This window comes from Corynebacterium sp. MSK044 (assembly GCF_030232825.1).
Taxonomy (GTDB): domain Bacteria; phylum Actinomycetota; class Actinomycetes; order Mycobacteriales; family Mycobacteriaceae; genus Corynebacterium.
On sequence record NZ_JASPJJ010000001.1, the window covers coordinates 201,796 to 218,995 of the forward strand.

Here is a 17,200-nt window from a genome sequence, read left to right on the forward strand (position 1 = left end):
AAGGCTTCGTCTCCGTCGTCGACGACTCAGAACTCTTCGACGGCTCCGGATCCTTGGTAGGCGTCGAGGACTCTGCCTGCGACGTCGTTGTCGTAGAAGTAATCGACGTCGTGGATTCCTTCGGAGTCTCCGACTCCTTCGTCGGTTCCGGCTCCTTAGTCGGCTCGGACTTAGAGGTCGACGGCTTCGGATCCTCGGAAGGCTTCGTCTCCGTCGTCGACGACTCAGAACTCTTCGACGGCTCCGGATCCTTGGTAGGCGTCGAGGACTCTGCCCGCGAGGTCGTTGTCGTAGAAATAGTCGACGTCGTGGATTCCTTCGGCGTCTCAGGATCCTTGGTCGGCTCGGACTTAGAGGTCGACGGCTTCGTCGGCGACGGTTCCGGCTCCTTAGTCGGCTCAGTCTTCGTAGACGACGGCTTCGGATCCTCGGAAGGCTTCTTCTCCGTCGTCGAAGACTCAGAACTCTTCGTCGGCTCTGATTCCTGCGGTGTCTCGGATTCAGGAGAAGTTGGCTCCGAACTCGGTGGTTCCGGGGTTGGTTCTTCGGACGGTTCCGGACTTGGCTCCGGCTCTGGGGTTGGTTCCGGCTTTTCCACGATTGTCACTGCTGGGAAAGGCGTAGCCGGCGCCTTTCTAGCGCCGCGACCCGTGTAGTCCTCAGACAACCCACAGCGAGCCAAACCGTTAAATGTCCTCCCAGCAATCTTGCCGTTCAGAAGCCCTTGGACAAATGCTTCTGGAGGATTGTTCTTCGCATCAGCATTCCGGATTGTCGCTTGAGCGGTGCTACCAGGAGAGCCGGTGGCTTTGAGCTTCAAAGTCACTTTTGGCAACTTACCCCTCTTAGCATCTCCAGCATTGAAATGGGCACCACCGTAGAACCAGCGACTGCCTGGCTTACCCGCCCATTCTGCGGGGTTGTCGCCGACGGGTTTTCCCGTGAACCCTACTGGTCCAACGGTATGGGAATCGTCGCGTCGGTTCTCACCGACGAAACGGAGGCGGTTGCCATCCTGCAGCACGTTGAACTTCAGCGGGGTTGTCTTGTCGTACTCAAAGGAAACCAGCTCAACGTTTTCAGGCAGATCGATCCACAGGTTCGCCTGGGAGATGTACTTGGCTTCCACTGTCTGCCCCTGCGCCTTCATCTCGGTTGGAAGCACAACGGTTCCGGGATCGATGACGTACTCAAATTCGTCACCAGCCTCGACGGTCTCAGGGGCAGTCGCCTTCATCGACAATGCAAAATCATTGCCCATGTCAAGAGCCCTTCTAAGCCCGGCTGCACGCCCCTTCGGGTACACGTAGCACGCCAGCGGAAGGTTGACGTCAGTTGTTTTGGGTGCTTCTGCCGCTGCTTGCGGTGCGGTGAGCACACCGGCGACAAGGGCACTGGCGGCCAGGCCCGCAACTGTATTGCGGAAAAACTTCTTCACTTATAACTCCAGGGAAACAACATAAAGCACCGCCACAGCTGTGACAGCGCATCTCTCTTTTGCTGCGACGAGAACGCTCAGCACGAATAGTTCCAGTGTAAACCAACTCCGCTCCAGCACTACCATCGGGTAGTCCCCAGCCAAAGCAGCAAGTGATCAGCACGTCAGGGAATGCGTGCGTGCGAATACAAGTTTGTGGGGCCAGCGGGGCTCGAACCCGCGACCAACGGATTATGAGTCCGCGGCTCTAACCGACTGAGCTATAGCCCCTTCGCTGCCAGGCAGGGAGTAGCTCCCCGCCAGACGTTGCGAAGAATGAGTATAACCGTGGCTCTTTCATCTCCCAATGGCGACCCGAATATTGTTCACACGCTGGCGATTTGTCACCTTATGAAGAAAGACGCTAGAGTATCACTTCGTTGCACAGCACAAGGTCTACATCCAAAGCTGTGAAGCGAAAAGTTAATCCCGCATAGCTCAGTTGGCAGAGCATTCGACTGTTAATCGAAGGGTCACTGGTTCGAGCCCAGTTGCGGGAGCACAGTCACCCAGCGCCCCACCGCGCTGGGTTTTGTCTTTCCTCCCCCGCCACTGGCATGACGTTGGAGAACCGGTAGGCTCGTGGCCATGATCCAGTTTGTCGTCGGAGCAGCAGCCGGATATGTCTTTGGAACGAAGGCGGGGCGTAAGCGCTACCACCAGATCGTGAACACCACGCAGAAGGTGGTCAATTCCCCTGTGACACAGCAGGCACTTCGTTCGACGCGTAAGGCTATTGCGAACTCACTCGACCCGGATCCGCGTATGCGTGAGGTGAAGGATCTGCGCAAGGGCAAGGGCCGAGGCAAGACTATCGACAATAATGAGCCGCAGATCTACGAACCGGACGAGGATTAGTCCCTCAGCTTCACCAGTCCGGCCACAATGCCGTCGAGGATGTCTTTCTCGCTGATAATGAAGGACTGAATCCGGCCACCAGAAAGTTCTTCAAAAGCGGCCATGAGCTGCTCAACAATAACTGCGCCAGCACCAATGACATCTGCGCGACCCGGGTGCATGACCGGGTTCTCTTTGCGCTGCGCGGCGGTGTGGGCCACCAGCGTCGCGGTGGTGTCCCGCATCCGACCAAAGCTGATCTCAGACATGTGGATCGCCTCCGGGTCGTACGCATCCAAGCTCTGAGCCAACGCGGACAGCGTGGTGAAGGTTCCGGCACACCCGACCAAAGTGGCTGCCTCACCCAGTGGGACGTGGGAGGCTGCTTGGGTGATTTTTTCGTCGATAAGCAGGCGCGCGTTGTGAATCTCTTCGGGTGCGGCGGGATCGCTGACCATGATGCGCTCCGTCACGCGGACGCAACCCATCTGCGTAGAGAATGCGCCAGAAATTTCACGCGCATTCTTGCCGACGATAAACTCCGTCGACCCACCACCCAGATCAATCACGCAAAAGGGGCCACGAGCTGGATCAATATCCACCGTCGCACCAGCGAAGGACAAAGCTGCTTCCTCTTCCCCGCTGATCACTTCCGCGACAGCACCCGGCTGGATGCGGCCGAGGAGTTCCGCGGTCATGGAGAAAAATTCGTCCCGGTTGCTGGCGTCACGTGTGGCGGATGTTGCCACCATCCGCACGGCGCTCACACCTTCGGCGGCCATCCGCTCCACGTAGCTAGCGAGCGCCTCCCGTGTCCTCGCGATGGCGTCAGGATGCAAGCGCCCCGTGGCGTCCACACCCTGGCCCAGGCGGACGATGGTGTTCTCACGCGTGATTTCACGCAACGTGCCATCCGCGGAAACCTCGCAGATGAGCAGGCGGATCGAGTTCGTGCCACAGTCAACGCCAGCAACGACGGACATTATTTCTCCCCCTGGTATGCGGCGGCTTGCTCCAAGGCATCCTCAATACCCAGGTCTGTGAGAGTCGGCCAGTCCGCCGGAATCGCCGTGCCGCGCAAGTTGCCGCGATCTGCTGCCAGCGCCACGGCCTCCGTCCCCAGACGCAGACGCTCAGGTCCCTCAGCCAAGGCATACGCGATGAGAACATGCAGGCACTTCACGCGGTCAGGCATGCCGCCACCAGAGAAATCCGTGCCCAGATCATGGATCGCATTGCGCTTGTCTAAGTAGTGGCGGTGCGCGGCCTCATAATCCGCCTTCAACTCCGCATCCGCGTTCAAGCGGGCTTCCATCCACTTCATCACCTGCGCCACCTCCAGCCGGGAGGCCTCCGCCGTCAAACGCGGATCAGTGAGGTAGTACAGCGTGGGAAAAGGCGTGCCATCCTCAAGCTTCGGCTCCGTCATCACCACAGCGGGCTGCCCGTCAGGCGTGTGGTAGGAAATCTCAATCACACCACGTGGCCTACGCCCTAATTGCTTCTCGACGACCCCCAGGTCCCTTTCCAAATCACACCCACGTGCATCCATGCCCGCTATTGTTCCACAGGCTCCGGTGCGTGCTCCTCTACTGGCGGGTCAACGGGTGCGTCGGCTGGTGGTTCTTGAGGTGCTTCCGGCGCTACCGGCACTTCTGGCACTTCGCGCAGGGAGTCCCACAGGATGGTGGTCCAGGGAGTGTCCGGATCAATGTCGTCCATGCGCCCGGTGGTGAGGTGATCCACGTCCATGCGGGGGTCAATGATGCGCCAAGCGGTTTCACCGGGTTCCATCATCCCCAGGCGACGGCGTGCCTCTTGCTTCGCGTACTCCGGATCGTTGTAGCGGTCCAGCTGCTCCTGCAGGTCAGCCTTGTGTTCTTTCTTGTTCTCAATGGAGGCCTCGAGCCGCGCGATCTCAGTACGTCCGGAGTAGTAGTTGCGCAAAGGAACCGCAATTGCGATGAGCACGATCAGAACAACGGTGATCAGGACGGCCACACCCAAAATATCGCCCTTGAGCATCTCTACGCGTTTCCGCTTCGGTGCTGCGGTAGCCCGTCGGGCAGCAGCATCACGGCTGGCCACGGGGACGGTGGTGGGCACCTTGATGCGTGGCTTGCTGCTGCGCGGGCGACGCGTGCCTGGTGTGCGTGATGTGGCCATAGTGACTGAGTACTTTACCCGCCGTCAGGGGCTCCACCCCGGCACGACGTGCGCATAGATGAGAAGAGTGAAGGATCTAGCACCCCGCATTTCCGCGACCTGGCACTTTAGGTGTGCCAAAGTCAGCCGGGATGCCACATCCTTCACTCGTGCCTAGTTAAAACGCGGGAACGCGTCGCGGCCGGCGTACACAGCAGCCGAGCCGAGCTCCTCCTCGATGCGGATGAGGCGGTTGTACTTAGCAACACGCTCAGAACGTGCCGGCGCACCAGTCTTGATCTGGCCACAGGACAGGGCCACTGCCAGATCCGCAATGGTGGTGTCCTCAGTCTCACCGGAACGGTGGGACATCATGGTGCGGTAACCATTGCGGTGTGCCAGCTCAACAGCATCGAAGGTCTCGGTGAGGGTACCAATCTGGTTCACCTTCACCAGCAGAGCGTTCGCTGCGTTCTGCTCGATACCGCGGGCGAGGCGCTCCGGGTTGGTGACAAAGAAGTCATCGCCAACAATCTGCACCTTGTCACCGATCTCAGCGGTGAGCTTGACGTAGCCCTCCCAATCGTTCTCATCCAACGGATCCTCGATAGACACGATCGGGTAGTTTTCCACCAGGTCGGCGTAGACCTTGGCCATCTCCTCGGCCGTGTGCTGACCGCCTTCGAAGTTGTAGGTGCCGTTTTCGAAGAACTCGGAGGAAGCGACGTCGAGCGCCAGAGCGATCTCTTCGCCCAGCTTGTAGCCGGCCTTCTCAATAGCCTCAACAATCAGGTCCAGTGCTTCCTTGGTGGAGCCGACCGACGGTGCAAAGCCCCCCTCATCGCCCAGACCGGTGGACAGACCCTTGGACTTAATCACGGACTTCAGCGCGTGGTAGACCTCAGCACCCTGACGGAGTGCCTCGGTGAAGGTTTCCGCACCAATCGGGGCGATCATGAACTCCTGAACATCCACACCGGAGTCAGCGTGAGCACCACCGTTAAGAATGTTCATCATCGGCACTGGGAGGATGTGGGCATTCGGGCCACCGATGTAGCGGTACAGCGGGAGACCAGCGGAATCCGCAGCTGCCTTGGCCGCAGCCATGGACACACCCAAAATGGCGTTAGCGCCCAAGTTGCTCTTGTTGTCCGTGCCGTCAACCTCAATCATGGTCAGGTCCAGCACACGCTGATCATCGGCTTCGATCCCAGCGATAGCGTCCGCAATAGTCTCATTAACGTTGGTGACAGCCTTCTGCACACCCTTGCCGCCGTAGCGGTCATCGCCGTCGCGCAGCTCGTGCGCCTCATGCTCGCCAGTGGAGGCACCGGACGGAACCGCAGCGATACCGTGGGAACCGTCTTCGAGGAAGACCTCGACCTCAACCGTGGGGTTACCGCGAGAGTCCATGATCTCGCGGGCGAACGTCAGCATGATGTCAGCCACTTGGAATGTCTCCTTTTACATCAGTGGTGGATTGGCCACCCCTAATTGTACGGAGGATTAGGCAGCTACGTAACGCTAATGCCTATCTGTTAGCTATCTATGTGCTGCTTGCCCCAACGCATAGTTCGCGGCGGCATCTCGGACGCGGGCAAGATAGTCATAAGAATGGTTGTAACCCAAGATCGCTGATTGCCAATCTTCCGCTGCACTCAGGTCCCTTCCGCCACTACACAGGAGGTTTGCCGCCCCTAAGGCAGCATCATCAATCTGCTGCGGGTCGGCATAGCCATCGCCGTTGGCATCACGCCCAAAGCGGTTCCAGGATTCAGGGATGAACTGCATCGGGCCAACGGCACGATCAAATTCCGTGTCATTGTCATAGTGCCCGTTGTCCGTGTCCAAGATTCGGGCAAACCCTTGGGTGCCGTCAAGGGCAGGACCGACGATTGGCGGGACGACGACGCCGGTGTTGTCGAGCTCGGCTCCGTCGAAAAGCTTCCCTGAATATGTGCCATGGCGAGTTTCCACCCACCCAATTCCGGCAAGCGTGTTCCAGCGCAGATTGCAATTCGGCCAAGCTTCAGCCGCGATGAGTTCGGCGTTGCCGTAGGCGCGCACCGCCTGCGGATCGATCTTGGTGGCCTCCGCGATAGGTTGCGCCCACTCCGTGAGCAAATCAGCAGTGCGACCGGGGCCATGAATATCCACGGCTGGCGGTGACGCTGCTGCTGCCGGCGGCACATCCGTCGGCACTGGCTGGCGCCGGGATCCCGGGGCATCAATATCGAGCAAGCTGATCACCCAGAAGGTCAGTGCGATGACCAAGACCATCACCATGAGCACAGCAAGCACCGCGCCACAACCGCAACCGCGCACAGGATTACCTGCGCGCCTTCTGCGGCGGCGTCGTGGCTGAAATCTGGGTGCTGTCACGGTGGCTCACTCTACAGTCCCGGCGCGACATTCTGACCAACCTGCATCAGCTCGGGATCGATAGGGGGTCCCCATTCCAAAATTAAGTAACAAATTTCACTTGCGTCACTGTAGTATCAATGTTCGTCTGTAAAACAACTCATTTGCCTGCCCGAAAGGACCCCCTTCCCCATGCGCATCCGTACCGCCGCCATCACCGCTGTTCTCGCCGCTACCGTCGCCGGTGGCGCCCTGACTGCCACCAAGGCCGACGCTCAGAACAACACCTTTGAGCTGCTCAAGGCTTTCAACGGCAACATCGCCACCCTCGATTGTGGCGCCGTCGGCTCTATCCTCCGCGCCACCGATATGGCCAAGGGCGACACCACCCGCAGCCAGCTGGTCAACAACCTGAACACGGCCTTCGGCGCTGACGCCACCACCAAGCTCCTCACCACCCCGACGATCAACGCCGTCGCCGACCGCGCACTCGCATGCGGTGTAGTCAAGGCAGACCCGGCCACCCCGCAAAGTCAGGCCATCGAATTCGCCTCCAAGCTCTCCGCAGACGCAGGTGTGCCAGAGCTTCGCGACGTCCTCCCGGCCATCCTCCCCGCCGGCAGCAGCCTCTAGCCCAACGGTTTCAGCTGCCTATTCCGCGGACTTCTCTTTGCGCTTGCCTTCTTCCCACAGGCGGTCTTGCTTATCGACGGAAACCGTCCCCACAGAACCGTCGAAAAGATAAGGCGCACGAACTTTCATCTTGTTCACGAAGGCTTCCGCCACATCCGCGAACGTAAACGCACCGCGCTCCGCAGCGAGCTCCGCATGGAACAAGACCTGAAGAAGGAGATCGGACAGTTCCTTCTTCAGATCTTCCTCACTGTGGTTGTCCCTCACTGCCTCAATGAGTTCTTGCGTTTCCTGCTCGAGGTACTCAAGCAAGCTCGTGTGTGTTTGGGTCTGCTCCCACTCCCCACGAGCGCGAGCAACGTGCATAACGCGTTGAGCCTCCTGGACCGGATCCACAAGCGACGAAGCCTCGATGAGCCTCTCCCCCGCCTTAATGCGCTCCTGCACCGCCGGATCAGAGACATCAGTGGTGATCAGGGTTCCCTCAACCGAGTCGGTGACCGCAATGTCCCCCAAGTTCCACCGAACCGAATCTGGCACCTCATCCGTGTATGCAATTGGACCTTCAAGGCCAGTAGCAACAGCCAAAGGAATCAGATCAGGCCAACGAGAATCAAGGACGAGGATGGTCATGGACTAGATCTTAGAGTCAGTCCTGCTTCTTTATCCCCGGAAGGCCCGCTCATTCAGCTCTCGCCGCGCCTGCTCAAGCGCGATGAGATCGGAGAACAGCGCGTTATACGCCATCTCATCATCACTCGGGCGCATGCGCTGCAACTGGGATTTCAGTTGAGCAATCTGGTTGCCCACCCGCACCTCCTGCAGGCGGGACAGCACCGAGTCCGCATACGCCACAGGATCCTCCGCACGGATATCCTCCACCGCTAGCTCCGAAACGAAGTTGCGCCCAGCGTCGTTCAGCATCTCCTCGGAGACACGCGTAATCCACTGCCTACCCGACGCTTCGGTGGCCACATTGGAAGTGCCGCCGGCTTTGCCCATCGCGTCGCGCACCGCACGATACGCCGGGTGGGTGAACGCGTCCGGATTAATCCCGTCGAAGTAGCTCCCCACAGCACCCGGATACTGCAACGCCACCTTGAGTGCTTCGCGCTGCGCCCACAACCGTGGATCTTCCGGATTAGGTAGAACGAATGCTTCCTGCCCCGGCGCGGGCTGCTGCTGTTGCGGGGCAGCCGGCTCCCACGACCGACGCTTCGGCGCCTTCGGGTTCTTCGCCTCCGCGCGCACCTGGCGGATCACTTCATTCGGGTCCGGCCACCCAACCCAGCCAGCGAGCTGGCGAGCGTATTCAGTCTGCAACGGGGTGTCGCGAATCTGCGCCACCACCGGCACCGTGCGACGCAACGCCTGCAAACGGCCCTCAGCCGTGTCGAGGGAATAATCCTTCAACAAAGACTCGATGACAAACTCAAACATGGGAATGCGGCTTGCCACCAAATCCCGCACCGCGGAATCACCCTTAGCCATCCGCAGATCGCACGGATCCATCCCCTCCGGCGCGACAGCCACGAAGGATTGTCCCGTGAACTGCTGGTCTCCCTCAAAAGCACGCATCGCCGCCTTTTGGCCAGCCTCATCACCGTCGAAGGTGTAGATCAGCTCACCCCGGAAGTAATTGTCATCCAACATGAGACGGCGAATGATGCTCATGTGGTCCTTGCCAAAAGCGGTGCCACAAGCAGCCACAGCGGTTTTAATACCGGCGGCATGCATGGCCATAACGTCGGTATAGCCTTCGACCACAACGCACTGGTGCCCCTGCGCAATGTGCTTCTTGGCCAAATCCAGACCGAACAACACTTTGGACTTGTGGTACAGCATTGTGTCCTGGGTGTTCATGTACTTGCCCATTTGGTCATCGTCGAAAAGCTTGCGAGCGCCAAAACCAATAACGTTGCCAGCAACATCCTTGATCGGCCACAACAAACGACGCCGGAACTTATCAATCGGCCCCCGCCTCCCCATCGTGGACAGCCCCGCTTCTTGCAGCTCCTGCGCACCAAAACCTTTACGCAGCAGGTGCTTGGTCAATGTGTCCCATCCGTCCGGTGCGTAGCCACACTCAAAGTGGTGGATAGTCTCACGGTCAAAACCGCGATCAAGCAAGAACCGACGCCCCACTTCAGCTTCCGGTTTTTCCAGCTGCTCACGGTAGAACTCATGCGCAGCCTTATTCGCAGCAAGCAAACGCGCACGAGTCCCAGGCTTCACATCGCGCGCACCAGTGGATCCGCCCTGGTAGTTGATGTGATAGCCGATCTCCTCAGCCACAGCCTCAACCGCTTCCGGGAAGCTGAGCTGCTCCATTTCCATCATGAAGGAAAAGACATCGCCGCCCTTCCCCGTGGAAAAGCAGTGGTAGTACCCTCGTGCAGGACGCACGTGGAATGACGGTGTTTTCTCATCCTTGAAAGGCGAGAGACCTTTCAAGGAATCGTGTCCCGCGGGTTTCAGTTGGACATACTCCCCCACAATGTCCGCGATGTTGGCACGCTCACGGATCGCCTCGATGTCACTATCCGGAATCCTGCCCCTAGCCATGGCGCTTATAGTACCGCGCTGGCCAAGGCTTTAATATGGTGGCCATGTCTCTTGGCTCTACGGGTCGCTCTGCATCGAACGACGGCGACAGTACCAACCGGCAATCGCCGGCATTCCCCCTGCTCCTCGCCATCACACTGATGACCATGCTGGCGATCGGCTACTCATTCCTCCACGACGAAGTCAGCGAATGCGGCCCCAGCCAAGTGCCTGAAGAAGCTTTTTCGCTTATCGACGACATCCACTCCAACTCCCCCCTCACATACCCCGCCACCGACGGCGGACACTTTGGCAATTACGAGAGCATCCTCCCAGAAGAGCACTCGAACTACTACCGCGAATACACCGTGCCCACACCAGGACGAACCGGTCGCGGCGAACGCCGCCTCGTCACCGGCGGCGGTACCCCACAAGACCCGGATGTGTACTACTACACCTGGGACCACTACGGGACCTTCTGCGAAATCCCCGAAGCCGACGTGGAATAACCCACCCACCCCTCATTCCCTCCTCTTCTTCCTCTCCCTTCTTCCTCCGCGGAAGCCTATGATGAAACCTGAATTCATCGCCGTGAATTCAGGGGAGATCACGTAAATCAGGGGGACATCGGGGACATGAAAGATGCGCAAGAATGGTTAGAGTTCGCTGGTCAGGACGTTGAAGAGATCCAGACAGCGCGAGAGTTACGCCAACGCTTCATGCGGGAGCGAATTCAGGTTTCACCAGAGGATCCCGCACACCCTTCACCCCAGCTCCGCTACGTGGCACGAACGAGCGCTCTTCAGGCGGAGTGGTGGCTCAGTCTTTCTTCGAAGCAGAAAATCGTCGTGCGCGGAGCTGCTGCGGTGGGGGACACAAGGAAAGCTGTGCTCATCGGCATATGGGCTGCGGCGCAATGGGGAATGTGGTTTCTTCGGCCCGATGACGGGTTTGTGGTGATGGCGTTGCCGTCGGGGCATCAGCCGTCGAAAAGCAGGCTTCCCGAAAAGACCCGATTCAAGTCTGTGAAGCTCCGGGTGGATGAGATCGTGGAGCTTGATGGGGTGCGTGTCACGCATCCGCTGCGGACCTATCTTGATCTGTGCCGATTGGGGGACGCCACGAATGCGCGGCTTGCCGTGGGCTGGTTGCGCGAGCACGGGCTCAGCGCGGACACGATTTCTTCGTACGCCGAGAATTTTGATGGCCCGATTCATCCGCATTGGAAGACCTTGGCGGTTCGTTTACCTCAGTACACGGCGGAGCTGGGGTCATTTTCATACTTGCTCGCGTACTCGCTGCTCGTTGAGGCTGGAGTGGATGTGCGGGTGCAGCATGAAATTGAGGGGATGGGGCGGGCGACGCTTCTCGTTGGCAATGACGTGATCATTGAAATTGACAAGGATCCTTTGTGGCTCGCGATGGAATCGGAGCCGAAACTGCAGTCAATGGCCGCGAGGCTTCGGAAGCGGGAACGATGGATGGCCTCCCGCGGATATCGCAAGCTCTACTTCACCACCGAGGAGATAGAGGCGAACCCTGACGCTTTCGTACATGAAGTGAAGGCCGCACGACATCTACGCCGCCGAAATCTTGCTTAGCGCTCCAAGCTCCCCATTGCGCTACATACCCCTAGGGGTATAATGTTTGAACATACCCGGAGGGGTATCCGAGTCCAATTGAACAACAAGGAGAAGCAATGTGCCGTCCCGTTCCCTGCAAATCTTGCGGTAAGACCACGTGGGCTGGTTGTGGAAACCACGTCGATGAGGTGAAGGCTGGCGTGGCGCCGGGCCAGTGGTGCACCTGCCCCCGCAATGCTTCCGCCCCGAAGAAGCAGGGCTTTCTCAGCCGACTCTTTGGCTAACCCATCCGCCGTTTCATCACAGGAGACTCGATAAACATGAACACCCCCACGACCGTGATCATCGGTGGCGTTGCCGGTGGCATGTCCACGGCGACTCGTCTACGCCGCAACGATGAGAACCGCTACATCATCGTGCTGGAAGCCTCCGAGTACGTGTCCTTTGCCAACTGTGGCCTGCCCTATTACGCCGGCGGCGTGATCAAGGAGCGGGACGCGCTTCTGTTACAAACGCCGGAGGCACTGAAGCAGCGCTTCAACATTGATGTCCGGGCGAAAACACGGGCGGTGGCCATTGATCGCGAGGCGAAGACAGTGACCACCGATGCTGGGGACGTCATTGAATATGACGAGCTGGTGCTCTCCCCCGGCGCGACTCCGTTCGTGCCGCCGATTGAAGGCATTGATCGGGCGTTAACGCTGCGCACTGTGGAAGATGTGGACCGCATCGTTGAGGTGATCGCGGGCAAGAAGTCCGCCGCGATCATCGGCGGTGGTTTCATTGGCCTTGAACTGGCGGAAAACCTCCGCCACCGCGGTATGAACACCACCGTGGTGGAGGCCGGCCCACAGATCTTGGGTCCACTGGATCTCGAGATGGCGCAGCTTGTGCGCGAACGCATGGAAGCGAACGGTGTGGAAGTCCGCAGGAATGCGCAGGCGCAGAAGGTGACGGAGGCGGGCGTCGTTCTGTCTTCGGGTGAAGAGATCGCGGCCGAGGTTGTCGTCGCCGCTGTGGGTGTTCGTCCGGCGAGTGAGCTGGCCCGAGACGCCGGGCTGGAGGTGGCGGAAAACGGCGGCATCCTGGTGGATAACCAGCTGCGTACTTCTGATCCGCACATCTTCGCACTCGGTGATGCCGCTACGAAGGAAGACTTCCACACCGGAGACGCAACATTGGTCCCGCTCGCGCAGACCGCGAACCGTCACGGGCGCATCGTTGCGGATGTCATCACGGGCCGGGATTCCGCTTCGGTGCCGGTGTTGGGTACCGCGATCGTGGGTGTCTTTGGGTTGGCGGCTGCGTCGACAGGTTGGAACGAACGTCGCGCACGCGCCGCCGGCAAGCAGGTGCGCGTCATCCACCTGCACCCGCTGAATCACGCCGGGTACTACCCGGGTGCGTCGCAGTTGCATATGAAGCTCGTGGTGGATGCAAAGACCGATGCGATTCTCGGCGCCCAGGCCGTGGGCGAGGAAGGCGCAGATAAGCGCATCGACGTCATTGCCACGGCCATGCGCGCCGGCTTGACCGCAACGGGTCTTGCTGATCTGGAGCTGGCCTACGCACCGCAATTCGGCTCAGCCAAGGATCCGGTGAACTTCGCGGGCTTCATTAATGACAACCTGCGCCGCGGGGAACACAGCGTGCAGTGGCACGAGCTGGATGAGCGGATGGCGGCGGGCGCACTGTTAGTTGATGTGCGCTCCCCTGGCGAATTCGCTTCCGGCGGCATTCCGGGTTCGGTGAACATCCCACTCGATGAGTTGCGTGAGCGCCACACGGAAATCGCTGGCCATGAGGATGTCATTGTTCACTGCCAGGTTGGTTTGCGTGGGCACAATGCGGCCTGCTTGCTCACGAATCTGGGATACAGCGTGGCTAACCTAGATGGCGGTTACCTCACTTGGAAGCACGGAAAGGCAAGCGCATGAAGCTCGACCCCGCAGACATCAAACCGTCCATCACGCGGTTGAAGCGTGCGCGTGGGCAGATCGATGCGGTGATCCGCATGCTCGAGGCCGGCGAGGAATGCGAGGACGCGGTGACGCAGCTCGCTGCTGCATCGAAGGCGCTTGACCGTGCGGGATACTCCATCATCGCCACCGGCCTAAAGCAGTGCTACCGCGATGAGGGACCCGAGGCAGTGGACGCGGAGAAGCTGGAGAAGCTTTTCCTCTCCCTCTCCTAGGTCATGTCTCTCTTCTAGGGCATGTTCGTGAACATGCCCTAGAAGTAGCCCTCGAAGGAGGCGATCTTCTTCGCCGTGCGTTCCAGGCGTGACTCGGTCATGGAGGCGATCTGGTCGATGATCACACGCTGGCGCTCGGCATCAGTTTCAGCCTCGTTCCACCAGGCGGCAAACATGGTGTCCAGGGTGCCCGGCGCGCCGGCAGTCAAGTAGTAGTAGACGCGGCGGATCCGGTCACGCTGCCGGTCTTGGCGTGCGATGTGGGCTGGCATGTCCATGACGTAGAGGACGGCCACGGTTTTGAGGAGGCGGACCTCCGCATCAGCTTCCGGCGGGATGACAAGGTCGCCGTGCATGCGGCCGATGGGACCATCGTTGGCTTCCAACGTTGCAGCGACAACGGCACCAACATAGCGGCCAACCAGCTCGGACGTCATCTTCTTCAAGGTCACGTATCCGGTGAGGGAGAAGTCGAAGTCGGCGGCGGCTGAGACGATGGGGAGGGCGCGGAGGCGGGCTGCGGCGTCGATAAGCTCATCGGCGGTGCCACCGAATGCGGCTGCCCCTTTCTCCGCGAGGGCGGCGAGTTCCACGAGATCCCACAGCACCTTCAGATCAACGCGGCCGGAGACGATGCCGTCCTCGACATCATGAACGCTGTACGCAATGTCATCGGAACAGTCCATGACCTGCGCTTCCATTGGCGGCTTGTCATCGGTGTGGCCTTCGCGCAGCCAGGCGAGAATCGTCGCATCCTCGTCGTAGGCCCCGTACTTGCGGTTGACTGTACCGTCCGCGTTCGTGCGGGTGCGCGGGTACTTACAGGCCGCGTCAAGGGCGGCGCGGGTGAGATTGAGGCCGAAGGATGATCCGCGTACAAGCACTTTCGGCTCAAGGCGGGTGAGAATGCGCAGTGTTTGCGCATTGCCTTCGAAGCCCCCGCACCCCGCGGCGAGCTCGTTGAGCGCAACCTCCCCGTTATGGCCATACGGCGGGTGACCGATGTCGTGCGTGAGTCCCGCCATCTCACATAGGTCGGGATTGAGGCCCAGACCAGCGCCGATGCTGCGTGAAATTTGGGCGACCTCCAGCGAATGCGTCAGACGGGTGCGTGGGGTATCGCCATCGCGGGGGCCGACGACCTGGGTTTTGTCGGCGAGGCGTCGTAAAGCAGCTGAGTGCAACACCCGCGCACGATCACGCGCGAACGCATCGCGGAGCTCGTCAACGCCGGCGAGCTGCGACCCCTTCTCCCCCTCCGGCGCACGGCGGGCAAAATCCGCCGATCCATACTGGTAAGTCATAGCACTATCGAGCCTAGACCGGATTTCGCACTAAACGCACGAAGGCATCGTGGCGAGTCCACGCACGCCGGTTTTCAGGTCTCGCCCTAGGCTCACGCTGGTAGTCTCGTGGCCATGACTTCGCGCTATATCCGTATTGCCCTCGCCACCCCAGTTCTGGCTGGCGGGATTGCTTTATCTGCTGCTCCCCTGGCCCTGGCGGTCATGGACTCCGTTCAGGCACAAGCACCAGCCGCGACGGTGCTGTCACCGAGCGATCTGCGCGACAAGGTCCTCGATGAAGCCGGAGTGCTATCCAGCGACGAGGTCACTGCCATCGAGAACGCTATCCAGGAACTGCAGCAGAGCAAGGGCCGCAACGCCTATGTTGTGTACTCCGACAACTTCGGCCCAGAGGGTGCGGAAGGCTGGGCTGTGGAAGCGGTGGACGCCAAGGGCCCAAACACCGCAGTGATCGCTATCTCCCCTGAGCACCGTGATTTCTACGTCTACGGCGGCTCGGATTGGCCCACCGGCGACATTGACAAGATGTATGACAGCGCCTTCAACCAGCTCACTCAGGACAATTTCGGCCAGGCAGGTGTGGATGCCATCACCGCAGTGAACGGGGCCAGTGATGGTTCTGACCTTGGCCTTGTTGCCGGTGGTGTGGGTGCTGCCGCTGCTGCCGGTGGCGGTTTCTGGTTGTACGGCCGCAACAAGAACAAGAAGACCTCGAAGAAGCAGCTTGACGCTGCCCGCGAGCTCAACCCGGGCGATACTGATTCACTTGGTAGTCTGCCCACCCCGACGTTGGAGGAACTCGCACGGGATGCACTCGTGCACACGGATGAATCCATCCGCCTGGGCAAGGAAGAACTCACGGTGGCCTCTGCAGAATTCGGCGCCGACCGTGTGCGCCCGTTCACGGCCGCTATGAACCAGGCCACCTCTGCTTTGCAGCGTGCGTTTGGGATCCACCAACGGCTCTATGACGCGATCCCGGAAACCGAGCCGGAGAAGCGCGCCATGCTCATTGACATCATTTCTTCCTGCGGCACGGCAGACCAGGCCCTGAAGGATCGCTCTGAAGAATTCCAGGAGCTGCGTGGCGTGTTGATGAAAGCCGGCGATGAAATCAACACGATTTTCCAGCGCACCGTGGACCTGCGCGCACGCATCGAGCCTGCTCGCAGCACCTTGCAGGGCCTCCAGGAGCGGTATGCGGACACCCTGCTTGAGTCCATCGCTCACAACGTGGATATCGCTGTGGGCTCCATCAATGAGGCGGAGCGGCAGCTCGAGCAAGCCCGTGGCATCGCCGCTCAGCCAGCTGGTCAGCAGGGTGCGCTTATCGACGTCCTCCGGTCCGCCCAACACGCCGTCGAAGTCGCCGACACCAACCTGAGCTCCATCGAGCACGCTGATACCAACATCACCACTGCCCGCACGAACCTGCCCGCGCTGATCCAGGAGATCCGCGATGAACTCCGTGAGATTGAACAGCTGAAGCAGCAGACGCAGCAAGGCGCCCGCATTGATGTTTCAGCCCTCGATGCGATTTCTACCCGTGCTCACGAGGAACTCAACGCGATGGGCAACCGCCCCGAGAACGATCCGCTGGCGCTGTACACCGAACTCACTGAGCTGGATGCGGATATTGATGAACAGATTGACCGTGCCCGCGGCGCCGCCACCAACCAGCAGCGCCAGCTGCAGCTCCTTGACCAGCAGCTGCAGGCCACAGCCGCGCAGATTCAAAGCGCCCAGGACCTCATCCAGTCCCGTGGTCGCATCATCGGCTCCCACGCCCGCACCCTCCTCGCGGAGGCGCAGCGCCAGGATGCGGAAGCACGCAATCGCCGCATCTCGGACACGAAGGGCGCCATCGAGTTCGCTCGTACTGCTGCGGACACCGCCCGGCGCGCTATCCGCGCTGCCGAGGATGATGTGAACCAGTACCGTCGCGAGCGTACTTCACAGACCTTCGAATCCATGGCGAATGCGATCCTGTGGGGCTCAATCCTCAGTGGTGGCGGCGGTGGCTTCGGCGGCGGAGGCGGAAGCAGTCGCGGTGGAGGCGGAGGCTTCGGCGGCGGCGGGGGCGGGGGCGGAGGCTACGGCCGCGGCGGAAGCTTCTAAA

16 protein-coding genes, 2 tRNA genes and 1 pseudogene are annotated in these 17,200 nt (G+C 60.2%); 9 read left to right on the forward strand and 10 right to left on the reverse strand.

From position 1 onward, the window contains the following. Positions 1-1,438: pseudogene (locus QP994_RS00925) on the reverse strand (hypothetical protein); the annotation flags it as partial. 196 nt (positions 1,439-1,634) lie between these two features. Further along, positions 1,635-1,708 (reverse strand) — tRNA-Ile (locus QP994_RS00930). 196 nt (positions 1,709-1,904) lie between these two features. Here QP994_RS00930 and QP994_RS00935 point away from each other — a divergent pair. Further along, a tRNA-Asn gene (locus QP994_RS00935) sits at positions 1,905-1,977 on the forward strand. 88 nt (positions 1,978-2,065) lie between these two features. After that, complete coding sequence (locus tag QP994_RS00940) at positions 2,066-2,335, forward strand: hypothetical protein (RefSeq protein WP_284854364.1); 270 nt, start codon at positions 2,066-2,068, stop codon at positions 2,333-2,335. Here QP994_RS00940 and QP994_RS00945 read toward each other — a convergent pair. The 5 genes from QP994_RS00945 to QP994_RS00965 all read right to left on the reverse strand — a co-directional run bounded on the left by QP994_RS00945 (position 2,332) and on the right by QP994_RS00965 (position 6,745). Beyond that, on the reverse strand, positions 2,332-3,297 hold the full coding sequence (locus QP994_RS00945; RefSeq protein ID WP_284865039.1) for a Ppx/GppA phosphatase family protein: 966 nt from the start codon (positions 3,295-3,297) through the stop codon (positions 2,332-2,334). The two genes, QP994_RS00940 and QP994_RS00945, sit on opposite strands and share 4 nt — an antisense overlap. After that, a complete protein-coding gene (locus tag QP994_RS00950) occupies positions 3,297-3,866 on the reverse strand; it encodes a DUF501 domain-containing protein (RefSeq protein ID WP_284865040.1) in 570 nt (189 codons plus the stop codon). The genes QP994_RS00945 and QP994_RS00950 overlap by 1 nt, the downstream gene beginning before the upstream one ends. 5 nt (positions 3,867-3,871) lie before the next feature. Beyond that, positions 3,872-4,480, reverse strand: a complete 609-nt coding sequence (locus QP994_RS00955; protein WP_284865041.1) for an FtsB family cell division protein — start codon at positions 4,478-4,480, stop codon at positions 3,872-3,874. Between the two features lie 153 nt (positions 4,481-4,633). Beyond that, positions 4,634-5,908 (reverse strand): phosphopyruvate hydratase, encoded by a 1,275-nt coding sequence (eno, locus tag QP994_RS00960; RefSeq protein ID WP_284865042.1) that lies wholly within the window; start codon positions 5,906-5,908, stop codon positions 4,634-4,636. Between the two features lie 93 nt (positions 5,909-6,001). Next, a complete protein-coding gene (locus QP994_RS00965; RefSeq protein ID WP_284865119.1) occupies positions 6,002-6,745 on the reverse strand; it encodes a lytic transglycosylase domain-containing protein in 744 nt (247 codons plus the stop codon). A 267-nt stretch (positions 6,746-7,012) separates the two neighbouring features. Between QP994_RS00965 and QP994_RS00970 the strand changes: the two genes are divergently transcribed. Beyond that, positions 7,013-7,453, forward strand: coding sequence for a hypothetical protein (locus QP994_RS00970; RefSeq protein WP_284865043.1), 441 nt, complete (start codon positions 7,013-7,015; stop codon positions 7,451-7,453). 18 nt (positions 7,454-7,471) lie between these two features. Here QP994_RS00970 and QP994_RS00975 read toward each other — a convergent pair whose 3' ends face one another. Both QP994_RS00975 and dnaG read right to left on the reverse strand, forming a co-directional pair. Continuing rightward, complete coding sequence (locus QP994_RS00975; RefSeq protein ID WP_284865044.1) at positions 7,472-8,086, reverse strand: MazG nucleotide pyrophosphohydrolase domain-containing protein; 615 nt, start codon at positions 8,084-8,086, stop codon at positions 7,472-7,474. Between the two features lie 30 nt (positions 8,087-8,116). After that, a complete protein-coding gene (gene dnaG, locus QP994_RS00980; protein WP_284854357.1) occupies positions 8,117-10,018 on the reverse strand; it encodes a DNA primase in 1,902 nt (633 codons plus the stop codon). Between the two features lie 44 nt (positions 10,019-10,062). Here dnaG and QP994_RS00985 point away from each other — a divergent pair, with 44 nt between their 5' ends. From QP994_RS00985 to QP994_RS01005, 5 genes are all read left to right on the forward strand, one after another. Further along, on the forward strand, positions 10,063-10,506 hold the full coding sequence (locus tag QP994_RS00985) for a guanyl-specific ribonuclease (protein ID WP_284865045.1): 444 nt from the start codon (positions 10,063-10,065) through the stop codon (positions 10,504-10,506). Positions 10,507-10,632: 126 nt separating this feature from the next. Further along, positions 10,633-11,598: a hypothetical protein gene (locus QP994_RS00990; protein ID WP_284865046.1), complete on the forward strand. Its 966-nt coding sequence runs from the start codon at positions 10,633-10,635 to the stop codon at positions 11,596-11,598. Between the two features lie 98 nt (positions 11,599-11,696). After that, positions 11,697-11,864: a DUF8730 family Cys-rich protein gene (locus tag QP994_RS00995; RefSeq protein WP_284854354.1), complete on the forward strand. Its 168-nt coding sequence runs from the start codon at positions 11,697-11,699 to the stop codon at positions 11,862-11,864. 36 nt (positions 11,865-11,900) lie between these two features. Continuing rightward, a complete protein-coding gene (locus QP994_RS01000; RefSeq protein ID WP_284865047.1) occupies positions 11,901-13,517 on the forward strand; it encodes an FAD-dependent oxidoreductase in 1,617 nt (538 codons plus the stop codon). After that, entirely contained in the window at positions 13,514-13,774 is a 261-nt protein-coding gene (locus tag QP994_RS01005; protein ID WP_284865048.1) for a metal-sensitive transcriptional regulator, read from the forward strand. The genes QP994_RS01000 and QP994_RS01005 overlap by 4 nt, the downstream gene beginning before the upstream one ends. Before the next feature lie 38 nt (positions 13,775-13,812). On the opposite strand, the gene QP994_RS01010 is transcribed toward QP994_RS01005, so the two are convergent. After that, positions 13,813-15,078: a deoxyguanosinetriphosphate triphosphohydrolase gene (locus tag QP994_RS01010; RefSeq protein WP_284865049.1), complete on the reverse strand. Its 1,266-nt coding sequence runs from the start codon at positions 15,076-15,078 to the stop codon at positions 13,813-13,815. 114 nt (positions 15,079-15,192) lie between these two features. Here QP994_RS01010 and QP994_RS01015 point away from each other — a divergent pair, with 114 nt between their 5' ends. Continuing rightward, positions 15,193-17,199 carry a TPM domain-containing protein gene (locus tag QP994_RS01015; protein ID WP_284865050.1) on the forward strand — a complete coding sequence of 669 codons (2,007 nt, stop codon included), beginning with the start codon at positions 15,193-15,195 and terminating at the stop codon, positions 17,197-17,199. The last annotated feature ends 1 nt before the right edge of the window (position 17,200 follow it).

What these genes read in the sequence shown, in the direction of transcription:
- QP994_RS00940 (WP_284854364.1), top strand. Translation starts at nt 2,066, where the DNA reads ATGATCCAGTTTGTCGTCGGAGCAGCAGCCGGATATGTCTTTGGAACG.
- QP994_RS00945 (WP_284865039.1), bottom strand. Translation starts at nt 3,297, where the DNA reads ATGTCCGTCGTTGCTGGCGTTGACTGTGGCACGAACTCGATCCGCCTG.
- QP994_RS00950 (WP_284865040.1), bottom strand. Translation starts at nt 3,866, where the DNA reads ATGGATGCACGTGGGTGTGATTTGGAAAGGGACCTGGGGGTCGTCGAG.
- QP994_RS00955 (WP_284865041.1), bottom strand. Translation starts at nt 4,480, where the DNA reads ATGGCCACATCACGCACACCAGGCACGCGTCGCCCGCGCAGCAGCAAG.
- QP994_RS00965 (WP_284865119.1), bottom strand. Translation starts at nt 6,745, where the DNA reads ATGGTGATGGTCTTGGTCATCGCACTGACCTTCTGGGTGATCAGCTTG.
- QP994_RS00970 (WP_284865043.1), top strand. Translation starts at nt 7,013, where the DNA reads ATGCGCATCCGTACCGCCGCCATCACCGCTGTTCTCGCCGCTACCGTC.
- QP994_RS00975 (WP_284865044.1), bottom strand. Translation starts at nt 8,086, where the DNA reads ATGACCATCCTCGTCCTTGATTCTCGTTGGCCTGATCTGATTCCTTTG.
- dnaG (WP_284854357.1), bottom strand. Translation starts at nt 10,018, where the DNA reads ATGGCTAGGGGCAGGATTCCGGATAGTGACATCGAGGCGATCCGTGAG.
- QP994_RS00985 (WP_284865045.1), top strand. Translation starts at nt 10,063, where the DNA reads ATGTCTCTTGGCTCTACGGGTCGCTCTGCATCGAACGACGGCGACAGT.
- QP994_RS00990 (WP_284865046.1), top strand. Translation starts at nt 10,633, where the DNA reads ATGAAAGATGCGCAAGAATGGTTAGAGTTCGCTGGTCAGGACGTTGAA.
- QP994_RS00995 (WP_284854354.1), top strand. Translation starts at nt 11,697, where the DNA reads ATGTGCCGTCCCGTTCCCTGCAAATCTTGCGGTAAGACCACGTGGGCT.
- QP994_RS01000 (WP_284865047.1), top strand. Translation starts at nt 11,901, where the DNA reads ATGAACACCCCCACGACCGTGATCATCGGTGGCGTTGCCGGTGGCATG.
- QP994_RS01005 (WP_284865048.1), top strand. Translation starts at nt 13,514, where the DNA reads ATGAAGCTCGACCCCGCAGACATCAAACCGTCCATCACGCGGTTGAAG.
- QP994_RS01010 (WP_284865049.1), bottom strand. Translation starts at nt 15,078, where the DNA reads ATGACTTACCAGTATGGATCGGCGGATTTTGCCCGCCGTGCGCCGGAG.
- QP994_RS01015 (WP_284865050.1), top strand. Translation starts at nt 15,193, where the DNA reads ATGACTTCGCGCTATATCCGTATTGCCCTCGCCACCCCAGTTCTGGCT.